This window comes from Sulfitobacter sp. F26204 (assembly GCF_026410305.1).
Classification (GTDB): Bacteria; Pseudomonadota; Alphaproteobacteria; order Rhodobacterales; family Rhodobacteraceae; genus Sulfitobacter.
In genome coordinates this window covers 18,214-38,031 of sequence record NZ_JAPMLQ010000014.1, presented here as the reverse complement: position 1 = coordinate 38,031, position 19,818 = coordinate 18,214, and the positions used below count along the sequence as shown (strand labels likewise).

The 19,818-nt window shown below is 56.5% G+C and carries 19 protein-coding genes and 2 pseudogenes; 11 read left to right on the top strand and 10 right to left on the bottom strand.

Going from position 1 to position 19,818, the window contains the following annotated elements:
* Positions 1 to 64: 64 nt before the first annotated feature.
* Genes OS190_RS19685 through OS190_RS20625 form a run of 5 tightly spaced genes read left to right on the top strand, consistent with a single transcriptional unit; the run spans position 65 to position 3,798 of the window.
* On the top strand, positions 65 to 865 hold the full coding sequence (locus tag OS190_RS19685) for an ABC transporter permease (RefSeq protein ID WP_267160414.1): 801 nt from the start codon (positions 65 to 67) through the stop codon (positions 863 to 865).
* Positions 862 to 1,878 carry an ABC transporter permease gene (locus OS190_RS19680; RefSeq protein WP_267160413.1) on the top strand — a complete coding sequence of 339 codons (1,017 nt, stop codon included), beginning with the start codon at positions 862 to 864 and terminating at the stop codon, positions 1,876 to 1,878. The genes OS190_RS19685 and OS190_RS19680 overlap by 4 nt, the downstream gene beginning before the upstream one ends.
* The gene (locus OS190_RS19675; protein ID WP_267160412.1) at positions 1,878 to 2,711 is read left to right on the top strand and encodes an ABC transporter ATP-binding protein; all 834 of its coding nucleotides are present in this window, start codon (positions 1,878 to 1,880) and stop codon (positions 2,709 to 2,711) included. The genes OS190_RS19680 and OS190_RS19675 overlap by 1 nt, the downstream gene beginning before the upstream one ends.
* On the top strand, positions 2,704 to 3,480 hold the full coding sequence (locus tag OS190_RS19670; protein ID WP_267160411.1) for an ATP-binding cassette domain-containing protein: 777 nt from the start codon (positions 2,704 to 2,706) through the stop codon (positions 3,478 to 3,480). Before OS190_RS19675 ends, OS190_RS19670 begins: the two co-directional genes overlap by 8 nt.
* A gap of 48 nt (positions 3,481 to 3,528) precedes the next feature.
* Positions 3,529 to 3,798, top strand: coding sequence for a RidA family protein (locus OS190_RS20625; protein ID WP_416237429.1), 270 nt, complete (start codon positions 3,529 to 3,531; stop codon positions 3,796 to 3,798).
* 721 nt (positions 3,799 to 4,519) lie between these two features.
* On the opposite strand, the gene OS190_RS20620 is transcribed toward OS190_RS20625, so the two are convergent.
* Positions 4,520 to 4,981 (bottom strand): DUF2231 domain-containing protein, encoded by a 462-nt coding sequence (locus OS190_RS20620; RefSeq protein ID WP_416237428.1) that lies wholly within the window; start codon positions 4,979 to 4,981, stop codon positions 4,520 to 4,522.
* 11 nt (positions 4,982 to 4,992) lie between these two features.
* A complete protein-coding gene (locus OS190_RS19665; RefSeq protein WP_267160410.1) occupies positions 4,993 to 5,337 on the bottom strand; it encodes a hypothetical protein in 345 nt (114 codons plus the stop codon).
* A gap of 234 nt (positions 5,338 to 5,571) precedes the next feature.
* On the opposite strand from OS190_RS19665, the gene OS190_RS19660 reads away from it, so the two are divergent.
* From OS190_RS19660 to OS190_RS19645, 4 genes are read left to right on the top strand one after another with little or no spacing between them, the layout of a single operon-like run.
* On the top strand, positions 5,572 to 6,102 hold the full coding sequence (locus tag OS190_RS19660) for an ATP-binding cassette domain-containing protein (protein ID WP_267160409.1): 531 nt from the start codon (positions 5,572 to 5,574) through the stop codon (positions 6,100 to 6,102).
* A complete protein-coding gene (locus tag OS190_RS19655) occupies positions 6,099 to 7,250 on the top strand; it encodes an ABC transporter permease (protein ID WP_267160408.1) in 1,152 nt (383 codons plus the stop codon). Before OS190_RS19660 ends, OS190_RS19655 begins: the two co-directional genes overlap by 4 nt.
* A 21-nt stretch (positions 7,251 to 7,271) precedes the next feature.
* The gene (locus OS190_RS19650; RefSeq protein WP_267160407.1) at positions 7,272 to 7,940 is read left to right on the top strand and encodes a DUF4198 domain-containing protein; all 669 of its coding nucleotides are present in this window, start codon (positions 7,272 to 7,274) and stop codon (positions 7,938 to 7,940) included.
* Positions 7,930 to 9,804, top strand: a complete 1,875-nt coding sequence (locus OS190_RS19645; RefSeq protein WP_267160406.1) for a type I restriction endonuclease subunit R — start codon at positions 7,930 to 7,932, stop codon at positions 9,802 to 9,804. Before OS190_RS19650 ends, OS190_RS19645 begins: the two co-directional genes overlap by 11 nt.
* 208 nt (positions 9,805 to 10,012) lie before the next feature.
* Here OS190_RS19645 and OS190_RS19640 read toward each other — a convergent pair.
* From OS190_RS19640 to OS190_RS19605, 8 genes and pseudogenes are all read right to left on the bottom strand, one after another.
* A pseudogene (locus OS190_RS19640) lies at positions 10,013 to 10,570 on the bottom strand (ParB/RepB/Spo0J family partition protein); the annotation flags it as partial.
* A 158-nt stretch (positions 10,571 to 10,728) separates the two neighbouring features.
* Positions 10,729 to 11,118 (bottom strand): DUF3768 domain-containing protein, encoded by a 390-nt coding sequence (locus tag OS190_RS19635; RefSeq protein WP_267160405.1) that lies wholly within the window; start codon positions 11,116 to 11,118, stop codon positions 10,729 to 10,731.
* A gap of 99 nt (positions 11,119 to 11,217) precedes the next feature.
* Positions 11,218 to 12,258: an alpha/beta hydrolase gene (locus OS190_RS19630; RefSeq protein WP_267160404.1), complete on the bottom strand. Its 1,041-nt coding sequence runs from the start codon at positions 12,256 to 12,258 to the stop codon at positions 11,218 to 11,220.
* 190 nt (positions 12,259 to 12,448) lie between these two features.
* Positions 12,449 to 12,919 (bottom strand): hypothetical protein, encoded by a 471-nt coding sequence (locus OS190_RS19625; protein WP_267160403.1) that lies wholly within the window; start codon positions 12,917 to 12,919, stop codon positions 12,449 to 12,451.
* A gap of 421 nt (positions 12,920 to 13,340) precedes the next feature.
* Positions 13,341 to 14,312, bottom strand: coding sequence for a plasmid partitioning protein RepB (gene repB, locus OS190_RS19620; protein ID WP_267160402.1), 972 nt, complete (start codon positions 14,310 to 14,312; stop codon positions 13,341 to 13,343).
* Positions 14,312 to 15,496: a plasmid partitioning protein RepA gene (repA, locus tag OS190_RS19615; RefSeq protein ID WP_203199954.1), complete on the bottom strand. Its 1,185-nt coding sequence runs from the start codon at positions 15,494 to 15,496 to the stop codon at positions 14,312 to 14,314. Before repA ends, repB begins: the two co-directional genes overlap by 1 nt.
* A gap of 648 nt (positions 15,497 to 16,144) precedes the next feature.
* Entirely contained in the window at positions 16,145 to 16,534 is a 390-nt protein-coding gene (locus OS190_RS19610; RefSeq protein WP_267160401.1) for a DUF4143 domain-containing protein, read from the bottom strand.
* A 30-nt stretch (positions 16,535 to 16,564) separates the two neighbouring features.
* Positions 16,565 to 17,449: a recombinase family protein gene (locus tag OS190_RS19605; RefSeq protein ID WP_267160400.1), complete on the bottom strand. Its 885-nt coding sequence runs from the start codon at positions 17,447 to 17,449 to the stop codon at positions 16,565 to 16,567.
* A gap of 227 nt (positions 17,450 to 17,676) precedes the next feature.
* Here OS190_RS19605 and OS190_RS19600 point away from each other — a divergent pair, with 227 nt between their 5' ends.
* Both OS190_RS19600 and OS190_RS19595 read left to right on the top strand, forming a co-directional pair.
* Positions 17,677 to 18,756, top strand: coding sequence for a hypothetical protein (locus tag OS190_RS19600; RefSeq protein WP_267160399.1), 1,080 nt, complete (start codon positions 17,677 to 17,679; stop codon positions 18,754 to 18,756).
* A gap of 442 nt (positions 18,757 to 19,198) precedes the next feature.
* Positions 19,199 to 19,495 (top strand): annotated as a pseudogene (locus OS190_RS19595) (transposase); the annotation flags it as partial.
* Positions 19,496 to 19,818: the final 323 nt, after the last annotated feature.

Genomic DNA, 19,818 nt, shown 5'->3' with positions numbered 1-19,818 from the left:
ATGTTTCGTCGGGGCGTGTTCTGCGTCCTGACACCTTTTCATCCCCGAACTAAAGGATTACCCCTTGCGCCATCTATTCTTGCCTTTCGCTATCTTGGGCGTGCTGGCGCTGGCCGTCTTTCTGGGTCCCTTGCTGTGGCGGATTGATCCGCTTGAAATGGACTTTACCGCCTTTCTTGCGGCCCCGTCCCTGGATCACCCGATGGGAACCGATGCAACGGGTCGGGATGTGCTGGCGCGGTTTCTGGCTGGCGGACGCTTATCATTGCTTGTCGGTGCCGTCGTAATGATCGCGGGGTTGGTCCCCGGTGCGCTGATCGGTCTGATTTCTGCCCGTGTCGGGGGACTTGTTGATACCGTTTTAATGCGGGTGATGGACAGTATCGCCGCATTCCCGCCGATTTTGTTGGCGATGGCGGTCGCCATCGGGCTGGGCGGCGGGCTTTGGGCGGCAGTTTTGGGGGTTGTTGTTTCTACCGTTCCCTTCTTTGCCCGCCTGATGCGGTCCGAAGTCATGCGTATCCGGTCCTTTCCGTTTATCGAAGCCTCTGAAGCAATGGGTGGGACCCCTTGGTTCACCTTGCGCTGGCACATAGTGCCACATGCCGCGACAACAATGCTTGTGCAATGTGCGTCAGTGTTCGGCTATGCGATTATCACGCTGGCGGGTCTAGGTTTTGTCGGCCTTGGCGCCGAGGTTCCAACACCTGAATGGGGTGTGATGATTACCGAGGGGATGCAATATGCCCTGACGGGTCAGTGGTGGCTGACGATCTTTCCGGGTCTTGGCATTCTTATTGCGGTGGTTGGCACCAATCTTTTGGCGGATCGCCTTAGCAAAGTTTTGGGAGGCGGAAATTCATGACCAGCCTAATCTTATCGCGTCTTGTTTCGTCTTTCATTGCCCTTTTGGGTGCGGCTTTGGTGGCTTTTGTCGCCCTGCGACTGGCGCCTGGTGACGCCGCGCGTCTAACACTGGGGGCTTTTGCAACAGATGAGGCGGTTGCCGCTTTGCGCAGCGAAATGGGGCTGGACCAATCCATTTTGACGCAGTTCTATGTTTATATTCGTGACTTTTTCACAGGGGATTGGGGGCGCAGCTATGCGCTGGGTGAACCGGTTCGAAGCCTGCTTGGGCAGCGGTTTCCCGCGACGCTTGAACTGGGTCTGTATGCGTTCTGCATGGCTTTTGTCAGCGCGTTGGTGTTGGCCCTTTGGGGTGCACACCGAAAGGGGCCAATCAGTGATGGTGTCCCCAAAGCCCTTGGTGTGCTTGCGCTTGGTGTGCCGCAGTTCTGGTTCGGTCTGGTGTTGTTAATTGTTGGCTTTGAGATGACAGGCCTGTTCCCCGGCCCGGCCGGGCGTTTGCCGGCAACAGTCACACCTCCTGCCGGACCGACGGGTATGTATACCGTTGATGCGCTGTTGCATGGCGATCTGAAGACCTTTGCAACGGCATTGCATCATCTGTTCCTTCCTGCACTTGCGCTTGGGCTTTTGCCATTCGGTTTTTTGTACCGTCTGCTGCGTGCAAACCTTGAGGATGTTTCAGGCGCTCCATTTGCGCTTGTGGCCCGCGCGCATGGACAAAGCCGTTTGCGGGTTATGGTCGCAACACTGTTGCCGAATGCAATTATTCCGATGCTGACTGCCTCGGGGTTGATTTTCGGACAGTTGCTTGCGGGGTCGGTTCTGGTTGAACGCGTTTACAACTGGCCGGGTGCGGGCATGTTGGTGACACAAGGTGTGTTGCAACAGGATTATGCGGTTGTGCAGGTGTTCATCCTGCTGTCGGCGGTGATTTACATCGTCACCAATTTGATCGTGGATATTGTCGCCGCTTCGATTGATCCGCGACTGGCGAAAGGGGGGGCGTGATGTCAGGCTTACTGGATATCAAAAACCTCGAGGTTGGCTTTGGGGCCGTTACAGCGATTAAAGGTATTTCGCTTTCACTATACCGGGGCACTCGTATGGGGATCGTAGGCGAAAGCGGGTCTGGTAAATCCACGCTTGGGCTTGCAACTTTGGGCCTGCTGCCTGATTTTGCTCGGTGTTCGGGCGAGGTGTTGTTTGATGGCACTGCGCTTCATTGGGATAATGATATGGCGATGGCCGGTGTTCGCGGCAGCCGGATCGGCTTCGTTCACCAAGACCCGATGGGCGCATTTTCACCTGTTCACACGATCGGCACCCATCTGACTCGGGCCTATCTGTCCGCCCATCCCGGCGCGTCGAAGGCGGATGCGACCAAAGCGGCAGTGGACCGGCTGGATGAAGTTGAAATCACCGATGCAAAATCGCGTTTGCGGCATTATCCGCATGAATACAGCGGCGGCATGCGCCAACGTGTGATGATCGCGGCGGCACTGATTGGTAACCCCGAGTTATTGATCGCGGATGAACCGACCACGGCGCTGGATGTCACCACTCAAGCCGCGGTTTTGCGGGTGATGAATGATGTGATCGAAGCCCGCGGCATGGGCTTGATCCTGATCACCCATGATTTGGGCGTGGTTGCGGAAATTTGTTCAGAAGTCGCCGTCATGTATCATGGAGAGTTGATCCAGCATGTGCCCGTTGACCAGATCCATGAGAAGGCCCACCCCTATACCGAAGCGCTGCTAAAAGCGCGGCCTCGTCCGGGAATGCGTGGGGAACGCTTGCCCACCATTGCGGAGTTGTTACCCGAAGGATGGTCTGATGTTTGAGCTGCGCAATGTTTCCAAAACCTTTCACAAACGCGGAGTTTTCGGGCAGACGCTGTCGGAAACCCATGCCGTTCAGGATATTTCGCTGAACCTGGAAAAGGGTAAAACGATTGGTGTTATCGGAGAAAGCGGGTCTGGGAAATCCACGCTTGCCCGCATTGCATTGCGGATGATCGACGCCGACGCAGGGCAAGTTCTCTTTGACGGGCAGGACATTTCGGCGCTACGCGGCAAGGCGCTGAAACCGTTCCGCCAGCAAGTTCAACCGGTATTTCAAGACAGCGCTGGTGCGCTTGACCCAAGGTTGACAATCGAACAAACCCTGATCGAACCTTTGGTCCTGCGCGGGTCTATTGATGCCAGCGAATTTAGGGACCGGATCACGGCGTCGATGACATCCGTTGACTTGCCGCATGATTATCTTGAGCGTCGGCCAATGGAGCTGTCAGGTGGACAACGTCAGCGTATTGGCATCGCGCGCGCATTGTTGATGGAACCGCGTGTGCTGGTTTTGGATGAACCGGTATCGGCACTGGATGTAAGCGTCCAGGCCCAGATTCTAAACTTGCTTCTGGATCTGCAAGAACAGAAAGGGTTGAGCTTTATCTTTGTAGGTCACGATCTGTCTGTAGCAGAGTTTTTCTGCGATGATATCTTGGTTATGTATCTGGGCGAGGCCAAGGAGTTTGAGGATTCCCGGATTCTATTCCAAGACCCTAAGAGCGACTACGCAAAACAGTTGATTGCTTCGATGCCGCGTGTGCTTTGAAACGACCGTTGCTTTAGATAGGCTTAGGAGAACAGGATATTAGCTAGAATGTCACATATCATTGAGCTTTTTGAACAACCCGAACCTGGCAGCTCACGTCCTTTCAGCCGGGTCTGCAGGGCAGGGGGCATGGTTTATGTGTCTGGCCACAGCGCTCCACATGATCCGGATGCTGGCATCTTTCGCGGTGATACACCCCAGGACGAAGTGCGCAATGCATTAGGGCATATCAAATCGCTCTTAGCACTGGCAGGCAGCAGTATTGATCTTGTAGTGCAAGTGACGATGTCTACAACGGCCGCGGTGCAAAGATCCTGAAAATGCGAGAGGAGATCAAGAAAAAGACAATCAAAAAACGCCGGTTGCAGCACCAATCCGCTGCCGCCTAAACTCAAACAGAAACTGAACCAGAGCCTCCGTTACGAAATCCCCTCAGCATTCCGAAATACTCTGACGACGGACACGGGCTCCGGCTTCTTGCCGGGCTTGTTCCAAGCAGACATTGGCGAGCCTGCGGCGAATGGCTATTTTGTCCCGCAACTAATCTGTTCGTGCGCAACGCATCCATCTCGCAGTAGGCAAACGGATCATCCATTTGTGCGGGCTGATAGCGACCCCGGGCCACAACCCGTCCGTCCGGCGCCAAGACCGACCCTAATCGTTAACCACCCTCATCAAACCCGGCTGTGGCTCATCATGAGAAATGCACAAAACAGTTTGTCATCCGCATTCATGGTCTCGTATCCCTGCCGCAGAAAGTTGTTCCAAGGTAGCAAGGTATCAACTTGACATCTGAGTTAATATGTCGTGGTTGGACAAGTCGACGTTGATTAAGCATTCAAAGTCCACAAGATGAGTAGCGGGAAATCGAAGGGCCGCATCGCGAGCACAGTATTGTGCCGATCGTATTACGAAGGTCGCTCAAACCAATGTCACAATCGCCAACGCGATGAGCTGATCCCACCAGGAAAGGCAGCTTAGCCCGCCTAAAACTATAGTTGCTCATTCGACGTTTTATCTGATTGGTTTTGCGATGGGATCAAGTATTATCTGGTCGATCGGGGTTCGGTTGTATGCAGTTTGGTTTCAGGGTAACACCATGTTTGTGGACTAATTCTCCACCCTTTACGCCGCCTGCAACCAAGGTAAAGGTTCCAGCCAAGTTCAAAGTTAGAATCCAGATCGTTAACTCATTTCGGTTGGCGATATCTTGAAATCGTATAAAAAAACTAGCCAAAAATAGGAGCCAAGCGGAACACATGAGAGCGGCGTGCAGGTTTGCGATTTTCACGAACCGCTCTTCAAGCTTTAGCATGTCCACAAATCCGAGAACAACGGCAAGTGCTCCAGAGGCTGAACCTAATCCTAGGCACCATATTGCGAGCTTTGAATTAGCCACCCAATTCAACCAGAACAGAATGTCCAAAACTGATCCACTCAGCCAAAACACGATTGGGAAGTGAACCAGCATTGGGTGAATTGGGTGGCCTAGGAATCGCATTGATTTACCGTTTACAAAAGGCCAAGAGCTGACAGTAGCAGGAGTGCGACCCCGCCAACCGCTGCACTCGCGTGAACAACAACAGCAGGTGCCGGTGCCACTATTTTTCGGAGATGGAGATTGGCGAGATAAAAACCGCCGAGAGCTGCAATAGCGAGTAATGCAAAAGCTACTAAGGGTGGCCAACTGGTCTCGCCATTTAAAATGCTTCCTGCGAGAAGAATCAACCCGAGAGCGCCAAGCGCTGCATGGATCAACGATAGAGCCCAAGGGGCGAGCTGGCCTCGAAGCACGGAGGCTGCCAGAACGAGACCGCCAATAGCGGCAACGAGAAAGGTTGCGAGTGCGTATGTCATATAGATATTCCTGTTGGACCATTTTGTGAGTGGCTTAGGGTAGAGGTACCAGCCGTTGTTTGACTTAAGGGCGGGTGATGACAGGTACTATGCCAAAACGGTCAAAGTCCCCTTCATATGTGGGTGATAAACGCAGATGTAGTCATAGGTCGCGGCCTCTTTGAACTCCATCTGCGCCTGTTCCGATTTCCCCAGATTGCCGGAGTCCCAAACCTTGTTGTCTTCGGTAGCGGTGTGAGGCGCACTATCATTACCCCGCAGAAAGGCCAGATCGACGTAGCCGGCACCAAAGTGTCGGACATATCGGATCGGGCACGTCGGAGGTTCCGGGCCACCCGGATCGGCTTTGTGTTTCAGGACTTTGCGCTGCTCAATCAACTGTCCGCGCGCCAGAACATCCTCTACCCCTATCGCATCACCTCTGAGTTGAAACTGGATACCGATGTGCGTGATCGGGCCGAGGCGTTAGCACGGGCTTGTGGGATTGAAGACAAGCTGGATCGGCATCCTTCCGCGCTTAGTCAGGGCGAACAGCAGCGGGTTGCCATTTGCCTCGCACTCGTCACACAGCCGAAATTGATCCTGTCTGACGAGGCCACAGGCAATCTAGACCCGGACAGCAAACTACGCATTCTTGATCTGTTATTTGAGCAAGCCGCCAACGCCGGAGCCGCCGTGCTGGCGGTGACCCATGATCACGAGCTGCTGCCGAGATTCGAGCGGATCTTAGATTTCTCTCAGTTCCGTGAGGGAGGCAAACCATGAACATGCTTTATCTTGCTGGTGCCTATCTTCGCTATTACTGGGCCCGCAGTCTAATCCTGGTATTTGTGGTTGCGTTGATCCTGTTTGTGCCGTTCGCAACACAAACCCTGTTGGCAACTAGCGAACGCATACTGGTGTCTCGTGGTGCTTCAACGCCCCTCGTGCTAGGAAGCCGCGGCTCGCAAATCGACCTGACCATGTCTGCGCTCTATTTCTCGAAAGAGCGCCCCAAACCCCTGCCAATGGGTGAAGTTGAAGCTATCTGGGACAGCGGTCTGGCCACCCCAATCCCCATGCATAACATGTTTTCAACTGGCGGCTTTCAGATTGTCGGCACGACGCTGGACTATTTCGACTTTCGCGATCTGACTCTGACGGAAGGGAACGGGCTGTCTTTCCTGGGCGATGCCGTAATTGGCCACAACGTCGCCAATGCTCTTGGTAAACGTTTGGGCGACACGCTGGTATCCGCTCCAGAAAATCTGTTCGATCTTGATGGCGTCTACCCGCTGGAAATGCCCATCGTTGGCATCCTCGCGCCCACAAATTCGCCGGATGATGACGCCATTTTTGTGGATATCAAAACCGCCTGGGTCATTCAGGGCATAGGTCATGGACACGAGAATGTTGTAACCGCTGCTGATCTTGATGCCGAAGCTGCTGTTCTGCATTATCAGCGTATCACGCCGGAGAATATCGACAGCTTTCACTTTCACGGGGCCCAAGATGTGTACCCAGCGACTGCGGCCATTGTGGTGCCCCATGACACGCGGTCAGCCATAATCCTTCGGGGGCGCTACCTCGATAGTACGCATGGGGCACAGTTGATCGTACCGGCGAGTGTAATCCAGCGGCTTGTGGACCGTATCTTCCGGGTTCAAACCCTTCTGAACTTGGTTATCGCCATCACCACGCTGGCCGCGTTTGCCGCCATCGGGCTTGCCATTTTCCTAAGCAACCGTCTGAGGGCACAGGAAATCGCTACCGCAATAAAGCTGGGCGCACATAGTGGTATGGTTCTGCGGATTCTGGCCTCCGAAACCGTCATACTCTTGGTTCTCTCCAGCAGTATCGCTGCGGCGAGCGCCATGATTGTATCCCGAAATGCCGAAAACTGGTCGAGCTGGTTGCTCGCCGTGGGCACTTAGCCCCCTTCAAAGGAGTATTCCATGAAACATCATCTTCTCTCCTCTTCGCTTGCCAGCCTTCTGTTTGCGGCGCCTGCCTTGGCCCATTACGCTATGATCATCCCCCACGACCCGATGATCAGCCAAGAAGATGGGCGCAGCACCGAGCTGACTATGTCATTTTCGCATCCCTTCGAGATGCTGGGGATGGTGTTGGATACGCCTGTCACCTTCTCGGTCACTCACGAAGGCACCACGACTGATGTTGTGTCGGAACTGCAGGATGTCGCCGTAATGGGTCACAAAGGCTTTACGCTCGACTATCCGTTGGACCGGCCTGGTACCTATGTTTTTGCGATGGAACCGCAGCCTTATTGGGAACCTGCCGAAGATGCTTTTATCATCCACTACACCAAGACTTATGTGACCGCCTATGGCGATGACGATGGCTGGGACACTGAGCTTGGGCTCAAAACCGAAATCGTGCCGCTAACCAAGCCTTTTGGTCTGTGGGAACACAACGTTTTTCAGGGCATCGTTAAGCTTGACGGTAAACCCGTGCCCTATGCCGAGGTCGAGGTCGAGTTTTTGAACAATGACGCAGGTGCCACTGTGCCGGATGAACTGATGATCACCCAGACCATCAAGGCGGATGCCAACGGGATATTCACCTATGCGCCCCCATCGCATGCGGAACGTAGTGCTGGATGACGTACTCGCCGACCAGCTGATGCGCATCAACCGCTTCACGCATCGGGGGAGAGAATACAGCTTTGACCTTGAGGACGCGCACGAGGCGATGCGGCGGATCAAACCTACGCCCGACCGGATGAAGGGGCTCCGGGGAACGAACCAGGACATCTACGACTCGCTCGTCTTAGGAACAACGATTACGAAGTCCATCGATGGCGATTCAAAGAGCTACTCATTCCAATACATCGACTGGGAAAAACCTGAGAACAACGTCTTTCACGTGACTGCCGAATATGCGGTGGAAAGGACCGCATCCAGCCAGACCAAGCGTTGCGACATTGTCGCTTTCGTGAATGGCATTCCGATTCTGGTGATCGAGAACAAGCGACCGACTGAAAGCCTCAAGAAAGCGGACAGCCAGCTGATTGGCTACCAGAACGAAGACAACATCCCACAACTCTTCCACTTCGCCCAGCTGCTAGTCTCTATGAACCGCAACAGCGCGCGCTACGCGACGGTCGGGACCAAGTATAAATTCTGGGCCGAGTGGCATGATGAAGAAGACACCGACGAGGCCATCGCGCCTTTCGCCAACCGTGTCCTTGCGGCGGCGGAAAAAGACTCGATCTTTTCTGGCGACTTCGTCGGCGCGCGCGTCTACTTCGACTCAATGGAGGCAGAGGGAGACCGCGCGGTCACGGTTCAAGACCGGACGGTGTACGCGCTGTGCCGACCCGCGCGGCTGCTTGATCTCATCCGCCGCTTCACCGTATTCGATGGCGGCATTCGCAAGGTCGCGCGCCACCAGCAGTACTTCGGAATCCGCCGCGCGGTCGAGACGGTCAAGCAGCACGATATAAATGGCGCGCGCAAGGGCGGCGTGATCTGGCACACCCAAGGTTCAGGCAAGTCGCTGACAATGGTGATGCTGGGGAGGTCGCTCGCCCTAGAACGCAGCATCGAGAACCCGCGGATCATCATCGTCACGGACCGCGACGATCTCGACAAGCAGATCAAGGACACCTTCAAGTCCTGCGATCTGGAACCAGTCCGTGCGACGAGCGGGGCGCACCTTCTGGAGCTCGTCCAGAACAAGGCTCCTTTGGTCACCACGATCATCAACAAGTTCGACACGGCGCTGAAGAACAGCAAACTGGCGGACGACGATCCGAACATCTTCGTGCTGGTCGACGAGAGCCACAGGACGCAGACAGGGCGCTACGGCGGCCACAGCCAGTTCGCCGCCAAGATGCGACGACTCCTGCCAAAGGCTTGCTATCTCGGATTCACCGGAACGCCCCTCCTCAAGAAGGAGAAAAACACGCTCTCTACCTTTGGGCGGCTGATCCACCGATACGCCATCGACGAGGCTGTAGCTGACGGCGCAGTCGTGCCGTTGCTTTACGAAGGGCGGCTTGTCGAACAGCAGGTTTCGGGAGCCGTGATCGACCGCTGGTTCGACAAGATTAGCGAGGGGCTGACCGAAAATCAGAAGCGCGATCTGAAGCGAAAGTTCTCTCGGATGGACGCTCTGGCCAAGACCGACCAGGCCATTCGGGCCAAGGCCTTCGACATCTCCGAGCACTATCGCCAGCACTGGCAGGGAACCGGGTTCAAGGCTCAACTCGTTGCGCCATCGAAGGCGGCGGCGGTTCGCTTCAAGGAGGTCCTCGACGAGATCGGCCACGTCTCAAGTGCCATTGTCGTCTCCCCGCCGGACGAGAACGAGGGCAACGAGGAGGTCGATCAGGAATCGAAGGATCTCGTGCGGAAATTCTGGTCGAAAATGATGGCGCAGTACAAGACCGAGGACGAGTACAACCGCCAGATTATCGACGCCTTCAGGCGCGGTCTTTTTTGGAGCGACGTCGGTTTGCATTGACGTTTGGCTGCCAGCATCTTGGTGTGCGGTCTCCACAACGGCGTCAGACCCACCTGGTCCGTTCGAAGGCGGAGTCATCGGCATGGCGCGCACGCTCAACGGGAGATTGCCCTGCGATCCCCCTCCCCCCGGCTTCGGAAACGGCAACTCCCCCGTCTGTGCCGCGTGGATCGCCTTGAACAGCCGATCATCAAAATATTGGATCCGCTTGGCTCGGATGCTCCGCAAAGGCCTTCATCGTATCGAGCGTGATCACCTTGGCCCGGGCCGCCGCGCGGATGTCGGGGTGGATCAGGCCATAGCGCAACCGCCCTTTCACGGCGGCGACGGTGGTGCCGAAGGTCCTTGCGATCGTCTCGGGCGTCTGGCCGTCGACTTCCATCATCCGTGCGAAAGCCTCGAACTCGTCGATGGCATTCATCGGCGCTTGCGTGATGTTCTCGGCGAGCGACAGAGCCGTGGTGACATCGCAATCCTCGGGCACGAGGCGGCAGTCTACCTTGGTCTTAGCGGTGAACCCCTTGGCGGCCTTGTCAGCGACCAGCTCCTTCAGCGCGGCATGGCGACGCCCGCCGGCGAGCACGGCGTATTTGCTGTCGGTCTTCTGGACAAGGAGAGGCTGGAGCAGGCCCAACACCGCGATGCTGGCTTTCAGATGAGCGATGTTCTCGGGGTCATAGGTTTCCGGGGAGTTGCTGCGCACATTTGCGGGATGGGCGGCAAGGTCGCCGATGGCGACAGAAGCGGGTTTGAAACTTGCGGTCATTGGATGTCCTTTTCGGTGGATGAGGTGGGGCCCACGCGTTCACGCGCGTGACCAATCCCCGGCTTCGGGGATCACCACGACAAAAGGCCCGCTTTGCCTTTTTGGGGGCAGCGGGCCTTCATCGTCTGAGATGTCAGGGGGAGGTGTCCCCTGCCCCTCTACCAGTCGCGCGCCAACATAATGTTCAGCACGCGCATGGTGGTGGCGGGGTTGTCCGGGGTCTCGGCCCCGTAGCGGAAATCGGAATCCGCTTCATACAGATCGATTTTCCAGAACACGGTCTCGCCCCGGATCTCGACCGCCCCGAAATCATGCCATCCTTCGGGATCGTTCTCGGGCTCGAAGGTCTCGAACATGCCCGTGGCCTTCACTGCCTCGGCCATGAAGCCGTCACCGGCCTCAATAAGCGAGCGGGTCACATGCATGCGGCCCTGGATGGGCTGCGCGGGCGGCACCCCAAGGCACGCGAGCTTGCGAAACGCGTCGTTTTGCGCCGCGATCACGGTCGGATCCGGACGGTCCGGCAGGGGTTGAACGGTCATGGACATGGGGATCTCCTTTGAGAAGTTGAAACACCCTTCCCAAAGCCTGCTTTTTCTTTTCCGTGCGGCGGAAAGCCCGGTCCAAACTTGCCAGAACCAAACAGTTTACACGATAGTAATATCCTGCAGACCAGCAAGCGATCCGCCCGCCGCGATATGAGTATCGATCGCGTGTCTGATCCTGGCCAGCGCGGCTGTAGATGACGTCGTCATGCTGTCGTAGGCCTGAAAATCATGCGGCATGTCCGGCCAAAGATCGAGCGACACGTCGGCACCGTTTTCTTTCTGAACCTGCGCGAACTCAATGATCATATCCCGCAAGACCTCGCGCCCTCCGGCTTGCAGATATAGCGGAGCAAGACCGCTATAGTCATGGGAGATCGGAGACAAAGCTTCGCGCCCAAACGCCTGATCGGGATCAAGCCATTTGCCGAATTGTAGCGCCATCCAGCCTTGAACCAGATCAGTGGGATTGTTGCCCTGCAGGCTTGCGCCGCGATCCCCAATATCAGTCCATGGGCAAAGCCCGATACAAAGCGCAGGCTGCGGTTTGTCCTGAGCCTTGAGCGATTGTAGCAGCATCAATGCCATATGCCCCCCTGCGCTGTCGCCAATCACGACGATCTTTTTTGCAGTCACCTGCGCCGCCAGAAAGTTCCACGCGGCGATAGCGTCTTCGGCCTGTGCAGGTTGAGGGTGTTCCGGTGTCAAGCGGTAGTCAGGCGCAAACAATCTGGCGCCGGTATGGTGAGAAAGCATCTGCGCGAAACGGCCACTCATCCCGCCATGGAACGTATACCCGCCGCCGTGGAAATAGAGCAGAACCGCCTCGCTCTCAAGGTGCTTTGGTTCATACCAGCGCCCGTTGATCCCCTGTGCCGCCGAAGAGGTCACCTCGTAGATATCATCTGTCTGCGGCTGGACACTGTCGAACAGTTCGCGCCCCTGCGCGATATCGCGATGGCGCATTGCCGCGGTGAATTGATGACGGACAAACCGGATTCCGGTTTCCATATTGGCATCCCAATCATCGGCCATACGCCTCCCGAGCGCATGCCGTATCGACGTTGCGATTGCGATCTGACTGAGTTTTGTAAGGCTGCGCAGCCGAAGCGCGAGCGGGCCTGAATAGACGATTTTAACCACGTTGATTTCCTCGTTGCCAGTTTTGGCCTTCGTTGCCTCAGGAGGCGCGGCGAAATATAGAATGTTTGCGTCACAAGGAGTTTTTCATGTCGCCGGTCTCAAAACTGTTCCTGCCGCCGCCTGCTTTGGGGGGCTGCCTCATCGGGCCATGGCTGGCGTCCTTTCGAGTTTTGGTGAAGGGGAATGGGGATCAGATTGACCGACGGGGCCGCGGAGCGTTGGTGATGCTGGCACCGAGCTTTACGACCATGTCGATGTAGGTGGTCAGCGAGACGGACCTGCCAGGACCGCAAGGGTCAGGGTCGACAGATCCGTCCTGCGCCACCCGCGGCAGGTTCGCAAAGGCGAAGACATCGGTGACGGGTCGGAGATCGATGAAGGGCGTCCCTCGTGCGACCGCAAGAGCGGCCAAGGGAAAGCACTCGATCGGCGCGAGAGTCGAAACGGTGGTCCAGCCGAGATGCAGGAAAGTGCCACCCTCCCCGCAGATCACATGCGCGTCCGGCATTGTCGCCGCCTGCCTGAGATAGCCAAGGTCACGCTGGACGGTCTCGCTTTCGAGCCGCTTCGCCAGCCCCAGCTGACCGGTTCTGCGAAGCTCTCGATGCCGCCACTCAGAGGCAGCAGTTGCGCGCAGTACGCGCAAGACACTTGTTTCCATGGGGAAACCTTCATCCAGAACGGCAGACCGAAACCCGGCCCGGACCCGTCCGAGGCACCCCAAAGGCCCTCATCCGTCAGTCACAAAACCAGAAGTCCACTTTCACTTTCCACCAGCCAACTGGTCTGAGGTAACTGTCAATGGCTCGACACCACCGCGGACCCCAGTGGCTATTGAACATACCTCCGCCGTTCTGAGGCATGACTGTCCCAGTCGCTCCATGCGGAGCATCACTTAATTTTGTCATTTTATGTAAGCGGCAAAGAAATCCCGTTCGCTCAGAAGCGTTTTCTCTTGTGTGGTGATTCGTTGGCTGCTAGATTCTAGGTGTCCAATCTAAGAATTGCGCTCTGCGCAGCAGCCCTCGAAGCTCCGGTTTCGGGGGTTTTCTTTGTTTGCCGTTCCTCCTTTCTGCTCGTCCTCAGTTGTCATCCACTGAATTTACATCCGTAAATTCAGCATAGGATTGCTTGATTATTTCCGCGAGATTACTCTCAAGCCAGGTTGCAAACTCAGCGTTTGCGCCAGACTTCTTCACCGAAAGTGACAGTGTTGCGCGACCAGCTTTGATCGTCACTCCCTCTAAGGGTGTGATCTCCCGAGTTTCGCGCGAGTTCTTCGCGCCGCGCTTAGTCGCTTCCTTAATGAGCAATTCAAGGCGCTCGTCTGAATTCGATGTTGCCCTGATCTTAGCCAAGATATCGAGAGCCGTACGTTCAGTGAGCTTCCTAGAGAGAAAGAGCTCGGCCAACTCCGTCCACCTCGGGCGGCCGGATTTTGGCGCCGCGCCAATGAGGTCACCGATCTTGACTGGGACATTCTGCGTCACCTTCGTAAGGTGTGACTGACCTGACGCCGACAGGTTTAGAACCTGCCGAACAGTTGCTCCATCGTGGCCGGCATTTTGGATGGCCTCGGCGAACCTTGCCTTCTCGTAGAAAGACAGGTTGCGGCGCGCTGCATTCTCCAATCCTTTCGCCAGCAAGGCCGTAGCATCATCAATATCTTGGACGTTTGCACGTACCTTCATGCCGAGTTCGCGACAGGCCTTTAAGCGGCGCCTCCCGTAGATTGCTTCAAAGCGCCCGTCAGCGACTTTTGACCGCCGAACGAGTATAGGCACTTGCTGCCCCCCTTCGCGAATGCTGCTCTTTAATCGTTCGAAGCTCTCGTCGTCGTCTTCGACGTTTACAGCTGTAAACTCCTCAAGCCGGTCTACTGGCCCCCAATCGTCGATCAGATTGGGATCAATCTCACGGATAGATGCCAGAGAGCCTTGAAGAGCCCCCAAAGCCGGAGCGCTGGTCTTTGGCGGTCTCTCTGGCTGTGATCCGCCGGAACGGGCGATTGTGTTGGCAATTCCCGACATATCGCGAAGAGATTTCCTAGCCATTACTTACGCCCCCACGAATGATGGATCATCGTTTCCACTTCGAGCCCGACCGCATCCATCGAGCCCTTGGCCCGATCATATGTGGCGCGTGTCATCTCCGAACGCACCACTTCGTAAATCGACTGCTTAAGCATGGTGGCATCACTGATTGCTGTGCTCTTCAAAGCAGTTGCCGACATGACCCGGTCTTGAAACAGAGCCCGCATGAAAGAGGTCAACTGCTGAGAAGGTACGTCGGTTGGTTCGTCGCGGGTGATGAGAAACTTAAAGAAATCATACTGCAGAGATGCGCCAGCATCTTCGATCACGCCCATGTAAGCCCCAGCCAGCTCGAGAAACTGAGCTGTTGAAGAAACGTCCAACATCGATGGAGTTAGAGGAACGATAAGGGAGCTGGCGGCAGCCATCCCTGCGATGGTCAAGAAACCCAGTTGTGGCGGGCTATCCATGAGTACAATGTCAAAATCATCCTCGACCTGCGCCAAGGCATTCCGGATGCGGGTAAAGAATGGTTGGTCCGGGTTCGAATGAACGGCCGACTCCGTCTCAAATTCCGACAACATCAAGCGTGAAGGCGCAATCGAGAGCCCGGGAAAGTATGTCTGAACAACAACGTCCGCCATGCTGACCGGATCGTCGTAGCGGATCGCATCATAAACGGTCAGCCCATCAAACTCGATCTCGGGGCTAATCCCACACATTGATGTGAGCGACCCCTGTGGATCCAGGTCCAACGCCAAGACCCGGTAGCCCCGAAGAGCAAGGTAGTGAGCGAGGTGGACGCTCGTTGTGCTTTTACTTGAACCGCCTTTGAAATTCATCAACTGCCAAATCTGCAGCTTTTCCTCGCCGGAGCGGCGAGGCATATACCGCCCCTTCTTCCGAGAGGTTTTTTCCAGGATTTCGCGGGCATTCCATATCTCTTGGGCTGTGTAGTAGCGCCTGCCACCCCGGATGTCTTCGGGCTCCGGAAGTGTCCCTTCGGCGTGGACCTTTCGCATGAATTGCCCGGACACACCCAAGAGTTCAGCAGTTTCTGGGGCTGAAAAAGAACGTAGCGTTTTTGAATTGTCTGGGGCAAAAGCAGATAGTAGGTGCTCTCTGATCGCAGCGTTAAGCCGTTCGGATATCTCGGTCGCAAGTGCCGATGGGCGCTCATTTGCCAATGGTGTCACGGGAATCATCTGGTTGCCTCAATTTCCAAAATGTGGCCTTTTTCACGCCACTTGAGGATAAAAGCAGCGATTCACGCGGCTAAGTCAAGATTTTTCCTCTATTTAGTGTCTAAACATACGGCAGGGAACTATATCCACGAACGCAATCTAGGCCGAGTTTACAGCTGTAAACGTGGTGACAACGAGCATTCGTACCTTATCCTATGCTCCCTTCCTCGAGATCAGCATCGAGATGCAGACGCCAAACGTGGTGAAAACGATCTCTCCACCTTCTGTCATCGACCTGGTCGCACATCGGTTCCAGGTCGACGTTGAGCAGCCAGGTAGCTGAGTAAACATGAGCCACACCGGACACGAAGCGCCGCGGGGCAGGGGAGGGGATTCGACGACAATTGACTAGGAAGTGTCGACTGCTGCCACATGCAAATGATGCGCCCTAGCTACATCGGAAGACACACCGAAGACCAGGCTACCGTCCACGAGCGACTGCCATTCATTCGGCCATCTTGCTGAGTAGCGGAAACTCATTCAAGTGCTGAGGCTGGTACACCATAGACAAGCACCCAATGGGGAGAACCTGCGCTGCCATAAAGTCTTCTCAGCACCTCGATTCCGTGTTCGCGAGACATTGCCCGAATGCCTTCGGTTACAAGGACGTCATGCCCGCCAGCGTAGATCAGTAGCTGCGGTACGCGTTGATATCTTCCGCACCCATATGGAAGTCGCGAGTGACCTTCTGTGTCGTCGTACGTTTGATTTCGATGGCCCAGATGTCGCCATCCGGCGGGCGAAGGACCGAATCAAGTTGAGCCCGGCAGAGGAGCGATAGAAGAATTGTTCTGGATCAGAAGGCACTGTGGCAAGATGAACTTCGATGCAAAAGCCTTCCCTATTGCTGCCAAGGACCGGGTGCCCAAGTACGCCCGCCGAAGTTCCGATATTCAATCGGGCGTGCACGATCCCGCTGTCCCGGACATAGACCTCTGGGAATTTCACAAGGAGCTTCCCGACATTTTCATGCCAAGGTTTTAGTTGCCGCACTAGCATAAGGTCGACGAGCAGGCTTTGCGCCGAAATTCACCCCAACAGCCCCAGCCTTTCCGCTCGTTCAAGCAACATTTTAACCGAGGATGGCTGCCAACTGGTTCGCCCACGAGGGGTGCGCTCGCGCATTGCCTCCAATCGGTCGCAGATCGCCTGCAACGTGATGTCTGGGTCCGCTCCTTTGATGCCGGCGACGATCGCGGGGAGGCGGTCGTCCGTTTTGCGGCGTCCTGCACGGCCCAGCACATCAGCGGACAGAAAGCCGTCGCGGACGTAGGCCTTAACGGCACGCAGCAAGCGGCTTTGGGTCCAATGGCGATCTGGGGGCAGGGAGCCATTGATAATCCGCAGGACGTCTTCCCAAGCCATATCGGGGCGTAAGCGGCGCACATGGGGCACCCAGTCCTGCGCGGTCTCGTTCAGGCGCTCCATGTAGCCGTCCTGTCGCGCAAGCCGCACCTTGCGCAACGCGGACGGGTCTTTGGCCCGAAGCCCAGGGTTGCCGCCAACGCGCCCTTTGGCGCGTGCCGAGGCAAGCCCGGCCTTGGTACGCTCGCGGATCAGGGCACGTTCGAACTCGGCCGCGGCGCCCAGAACCTGCAATGTGAATTTTCCTTGAGGGGAGGCGGTGTCGATGGGGTCCTGCAGCGAGCGGAAGAAAGCCCCCTTCGCCTCCAGGCGCTCGATCACCTCCAGCAAGTGCGACAGAGATCGCGCAAGCCGATCGATCCGAACGACAACCAGCGTGTCGCCCTTGGCAACTCGCTCTAGCACGCGGGCAAGCACAGGCCGCGCACGATTTCCACCTGAGGCGTGTTCTTCGAAAATCTCGGAACATCCCACAGATTGAAGGGCCTCTGACTGGGGCAGGGGGGTCTGATCCTCTGTGGATACGCGCGCATAGCCTATCAGGGGCATGAAAACGGGGCCGTTTACAATTTGAGGTATCGCTAATAAACAACCGTTTGTAAACAAATGCAAGGACGCTCTCTGTGCTGCTGCTCATCAAAAAGCCCTTGGTTTTCATACGCTGAGCGCGATCAGAGTGATCTCGCAGACCAACGCGCGCGCGTGCTATATAAGGTGTGCAGGCGCACCCTGACAAAACCCTTGGGTAAAAGGCAAAAGTACCGTATTTTGCACGTATGAAGCCTCAAGTATCTACGAAGTATGATAGTTCTAAAGATCCTCTAGTGGATGCGGAGACGCTTGAAGAGAGGTCTGAGGACGACCTGTGGTTCCTGCCCGGTCCGATGGAAGTGGAGCCAGATTATCTGCCGCCCGGACCGAGGGCAGAGCTGCGTGAAACCGCAGTCCTCGACGATTGGCGCAAGGCAGAGGCAGGCCATGCCGCGCGTCTTGCCGGCGTGGCTGGCCGGATTGGCGCGCTGGATGACCGTCTGCGCCGTGGCCGGGAGGGCTGGCGGCACAGGCTCGCGCTGATGGAGGCGGCAGACCTCAGCTGGTTTGTGGGTGACCGAATTGCCCCGGATCGGCTGGCGCTTTGGATATCCATGCGTTTGTCCGGAGTGCAGGACGACACCGCAGCGCTCGCGCGTATCGGGTGGGCGGTGCGGCGTCTGACAGGCGGTCCCGGCCCAGAGGCGGACCTATCCGCTTTCCTCGATCGTCGTGATCCTGAAAACATGGCTAATGAAGCCGAGCCCTTTGCGGATCGTGCGGTCGGCTGGCTTGACCTGATGGCACAAGCCGGTGACCTGTACCCGATCACACGCGCCTGCATGGGGTTTCATCTCTGGAACCTTGCGGGCCTCGGGCCACAGGGCGACCGGATGGAGGCGGCGGTTACCGCGGCACGCATAGCCGCGTGTGAGGGCCCGAATTCGAATGGGGGGGCCATCTTTACGCCTCTGGCTATGCGCGGGGCAAGGGGGTTGCGCGCCAGTGGCCCACCGCTTGAGCGCTTGAAGCGTTGGCTTGAGGGAATGGAAACTGCTTGCCTGACCGCGATGCGACACCTTGACGATATCCAGGCATGGTCATCGCGGGCGGAAGCCATGATGGCCCCACTTTCCGGAAAGACACCGCCAACCCTGCGAGCCGTGCTAACCGAATGGCCTCTCGTTTCCGCCCCAATGGCCGAGACCCTGACCGGTGCCAGCCGCGCCGCCGTCCAGCGCAACCTCGCCTGGATGGAAACGCGAGGCCTGATCCGCGAGGTGACGGGCCAAGGGCGGTATCGGATGTGGTGCGCGACCAACTGAAGGCCTCAGAGAACCCCGCGGTGGCTGAAGCGTAAGAGCGCGGAGGGGTGTTGTCACATTAACGGGCCTGAGGTTGCTGGTTCATTGATCTGGGCGGTTCTGTTGCATCACTTTCTGGTAGAGCTGAAGCTGCGGTTGGATAATACAGCGCGGTTTTCGATGTCACGGCGCAGTCCTTTCAAACACCATCGTTTCCCTAATGAGATGTCGCGTAGCCCTTAATTGTGAGATAGGCAATCCAACGAAATCAACGGCTGTCCTTTGCCTCTAAATATGAGATTTTGCCTTTAATTCCGATATTATTGCCCTAAACCCTGAGACAGGGTTCACAGACTTGTGCGGCAATATCGATGGAAAATGATAGCGAAGACTTGGTTGCCGTTGGTGCTGAAGAGGCGCGTAGGGCTGCGCCCGTTTGTTCAGGCAAATCTCAAAGGCACTGGCAGTCTGTCTAGGACTGGTGCCGCGCCAACATTCGACTGGCTGAAAGCAGCGGCTCGGAGTCACGACGAAAATGGGGGAGCGCTCCCTGAGACGGCTGCTGGTTATTGGTGCGAACAGCGTCATTATTAAACGACGTACCCATCCAGATGCTCAACCGGGAACATGGCTGGGTAATCTGCTGTCCCGCAAGCCACCCATGTTGGCGCGGGTAGCGCTGGCCAACAAGATGGCGCGGATCGTCTGGGCCTTGATGGCTCGGGGCGGCGTCTACCAGTCTCCGGCCGCAGCGGCATAGGCCCACTGCCGGTCGCGAGAACGCTGGAGCGTGAGAGGGCAAGGAGCAGTTTGGCGCAAAAGTTGTGAGACAGGATCAGACATCCAGTATGCAACTTGTGCCAACGCGCACGCGGGACTGATTTGGATCTGATCTTCGAACACCATACGGGCCCGCAGCATGTAGATAGCTACATCAGAGACCGGATACATGTCAGCACCTGATGACGCGCCCAAATCAGCTCAGAAACTACCTCTTGCGCATGGGGCGATTATACATGTTGCATCAATCAGGGGGCGTGGTCCAGGGAGCCACCTGTCAAGGCTTGGATCAAGCGTCCACGG